Consider the following 2,952-nt stretch of genomic DNA (forward strand, 5'->3'; position numbering starts at 1 on the left):
CCCTTTATAACTTTACATCTAAAACAAGCAATACTATCTTGATATATAATTTCATAGAGGTTGCTTGACCTATTAGATTTTTTAATAATATCTCCCTCATAAATCTCTTTTTCATTTTTATCTTTTAATCCTGTGTATTGCATGAACACATATCCATAATCATCTTGATTTAAAATAATATTGATTGTATCTGCTGGGTTAGTATTATATTCAATGTGTCCTGTCTGCTCTTTAGTGTATACCATCATATTCAATTCTTTATCCCAAGCTCTAAATTTAACCTCTCTATTCATTAAATTTTCCTCCCTTGTTTAATTCTCTGTTCCATCTTTAAATCTATATATCCAACACCACTCTGGAACGGACTTTTTTATATCTTCTTCAAATTTCTTACCTGGATTAGCCATAAAGTCTACCTCCCATGCAGGACCTTATAATATCCTCTTGTTTATATTTATCTACATGCTTATTTATAGATTTTGTTATTTTCCTTACTGCTACATTACCTATATCTAAAATCTCTTTTATTTCTTTTTCTGTATATTCTTCTTTAGTAAATAATTTAAATAGTTTCTTCTGGAACTGTAGCTTGTACCTTATGTCTATTTGCCTACTTTTATGTGGGCTATTGTTCCCTCTGTGATGTTCTGAACATAAATACATGATATTATATTGGTAGTGTTCTAAAGCCTTCTGTTGGCTTCTAAACACAATATGATGTTTTTCTGAATTTGGCTTTCCACATACTTTACATATCTTCATATTTTCCTCCTATGTTTTATTAATTGAGTGTCATATGAGAATATAGCTTTATAACTATACTCCCATATGACCTTATTTTTGTATTATGCTATTATTTGAATGTTTCCTAATCCTTTAAGTTGTTCTTCTAAGTAAGCTTTTATTTTTATCATAGCTTCATTTCTCCATGCTCCTCCATCTGCTTCAAATAGTGCCGCCCTTGGACCACTTTGCATTCTAAATATAAACTTTGATTCTGGTTGTTCTATTTCTGGAAAAGTTCTAAATGGTGCCAATACTACTGGATTAGGTACTTTTACTTCATTTACACTTGCCACTCCTGTTTTTATTGTTGCTGCTTGACTTACCCCATCATCACCAACTTCTTTTACTGCACTATCTTTAACACAACCTGTTACTTTAAGTAATAAACCTCTATCTTTATTTTCTGCAAATGATGATTGAAGCATTATATTGAACTGTTCTGTATCTAAAAATCTATCAAATACTATATTATTAGGTGTTAATGCTTCACATTTAATATAGTTTTCTCTATCCCTATCTCCTCTTAACTCTGAACAAAGTTCTACACAACTTGGACTTTTTACATGGACCAATAATTTTTTACTGCTCTTTGCATCAAAATTAGACTTCAAGTAATCTACTAATGCCGTTAATGTAGTTGCATTTAATTCTGATGGTTTTGGATCTCTTACTCTGTATAACTCTTTCGTTGAATATTTTTGACCATCTATTTCTATTACCTTTGTTTCTCCTAAACCTACTAAATACTCTAAAGCTTCTTTGTTTTCACTATACATAATTCATTCCTCCTAAAATTTTATTATTTAATTACTTGTAATCCAGATAAATCTTCTTTATTTTCTTCCAGCACTTCTCCAGTTTCACTATCAACTTTTAAAACCTGTTGTCCTGGTAGCTGCTTTTTAAATTCAGTTCCCAATACTTCTCCTTCTAAAGTTCTATCTATAATAATTTTTGTACTTACTGATGACTTTGGAGCCAATTTGGTCTTTGCAATAATTTCAACTTCTGTAAGTTCTCTATCTTCTCCAGTTATGAACTTCATTTCTAGAGTTAATTTTCTTTTAGTTTTATAATCTGTATTTGGATCTGCTATATTCTCTAACACCTCCTTTAAAGCTTGGTCCATTCTTTCTGCTAAAGCTCCATTAGCGAAAGTTTCTAAGTTAATCATTTTAGCCATTACTGTTCCTCCCCTATATTTTTAATATTAATACTTTCTCTTTTCTTAACCTGTTCTTTTAAGTACATCCGCCAATTTCCACCTATGGAATATATTTTAAGTACTTTCTTAATTATTTCCTCGTTCTTCATAGCTTTTATTCCTCTTCAATTCTTTCCTCTAATCTTTTGATTTTTAAATCTTTTTCAAATTTAACTTTGTCTTTTATATCAAAAGCTAATTCCATTTGCTCTAGCATTATTTTTACATCTGCTATTTCTTCAGCTATGTTAGATATATTACTTTTACCTCTTTTAAACTTGCATAGCTCTTTCTGAAGCTCTGACATTTCTTCAAACACCATGTCGATTTGAGCATATAAGCCATACTTTGATATTGCTTTTTTATAAATTTCTTTATTTGAATCTACATTTTTTATTATTTTTATTGCAGCATTTAAGGCTTTTACATCCTTTTCCCATATTGGATCACTGTCCTCGGTTATAGAATATTCACTATTTTCTTTTAAGCTTTCAAGTTGTTCTATTATTTGTTCCTTATTCATATTTACACTCTCCTATTTAAATATTCTTATTCCCCTAAATGTCATAGCCATAAATTCTTTAGATATATGTTCCTTTAATTCTTCTTTAAGTTCCTTCTTTATGTCTGCAATATCATAGCCAAGCTTTTCTGCGTCTTTTCCTATTTGTACTGTTATAGATAGTTCTGTATGCTCTATATCTTTCTTTAGCTTGTCTATCTCCTTTAAAACCATAATTCCTACTGCTACTGTAATTGTTATGTTTGTTATTAATAAAGTTGTTAACATGGTTTATTCCTCCTTATTTCCAACCTAAAAGTTTCTTTTCTAAATCATCAAATGTCATTCCTCCATCTGATCCGTCATATGTTCTTTGCTGATAGCCGTTAAAACTGTCTATCTTAGCTCCATTGTCTTTTCTTTCTACATTGCCCTTTGCTTTTTTATGTTCAATGTCCCT

General features: G+C 30.1%; 7 protein-coding genes. All 7 read right to left on the reverse strand.

The genetic code is table 11. The features are described 5' to 3' along the window. A partial coding sequence (locus B5D21_RS13800; RefSeq protein ID WP_242942731.1) for a YopX family protein occupies nt 1–293 on the reverse strand: 293 nt, incomplete at its 3' end. A gap of 106 nt (nt 294–399) precedes the next feature. Continuing rightward, nucleotides 400–762, reverse strand: a complete 363-nt coding sequence (locus B5D21_RS13805; protein WP_011100292.1) for a hypothetical protein — start codon at nt 760–762, stop codon at nt 400–402. Nucleotides 763–845: 83 nt separating this feature from the next. After that, nucleotides 846–1,562: a hypothetical protein gene (locus tag B5D21_RS13810; RefSeq protein ID WP_011100293.1), complete on the reverse strand. Its 717-nt coding sequence runs from the start codon at nt 1,560–1,562 to the stop codon at nt 846–848. A 23-nt stretch (nt 1,563–1,585) separates the two neighbouring features. Further along, nucleotides 1,586–1,969: a hypothetical protein gene (locus B5D21_RS13815; RefSeq protein ID WP_011100294.1), complete on the reverse strand. Its 384-nt coding sequence runs from the start codon at nt 1,967–1,969 to the stop codon at nt 1,586–1,588. Beyond that, entirely contained in the window at nt 1,969–2,100 is a 132-nt protein-coding gene (locus B5D21_RS14440) for a hypothetical protein (RefSeq protein WP_274542163.1), read from the reverse strand. The genes B5D21_RS13815 and B5D21_RS14440 overlap by 1 nt, the downstream gene beginning before the upstream one ends. A 5-nt stretch (nt 2,101–2,105) precedes the next feature. Beyond that, the gene (locus tag B5D21_RS13820; protein WP_011100295.1) at nt 2,106–2,513 is read right to left on the reverse strand and encodes a nucleoside triphosphate pyrophosphohydrolase family protein; all 408 of its coding nucleotides are present in this window, start codon (nt 2,511–2,513) and stop codon (nt 2,106–2,108) included. A 12-nt stretch (nt 2,514–2,525) separates the two neighbouring features. Beyond that, nucleotides 2,526–2,780: a hypothetical protein gene (locus B5D21_RS13825; protein WP_035124627.1), complete on the reverse strand. Its 255-nt coding sequence runs from the start codon at nt 2,778–2,780 to the stop codon at nt 2,526–2,528. Nucleotides 2,781–2,952 lie beyond the last annotated feature (172 nt).

It is taken from the genome of Clostridium tetani (assembly GCF_900167265.1).
Lineage (GTDB): Bacteria > Bacillota > Clostridia > Clostridiales > Clostridiaceae > Clostridium_G > Clostridium_G tetani.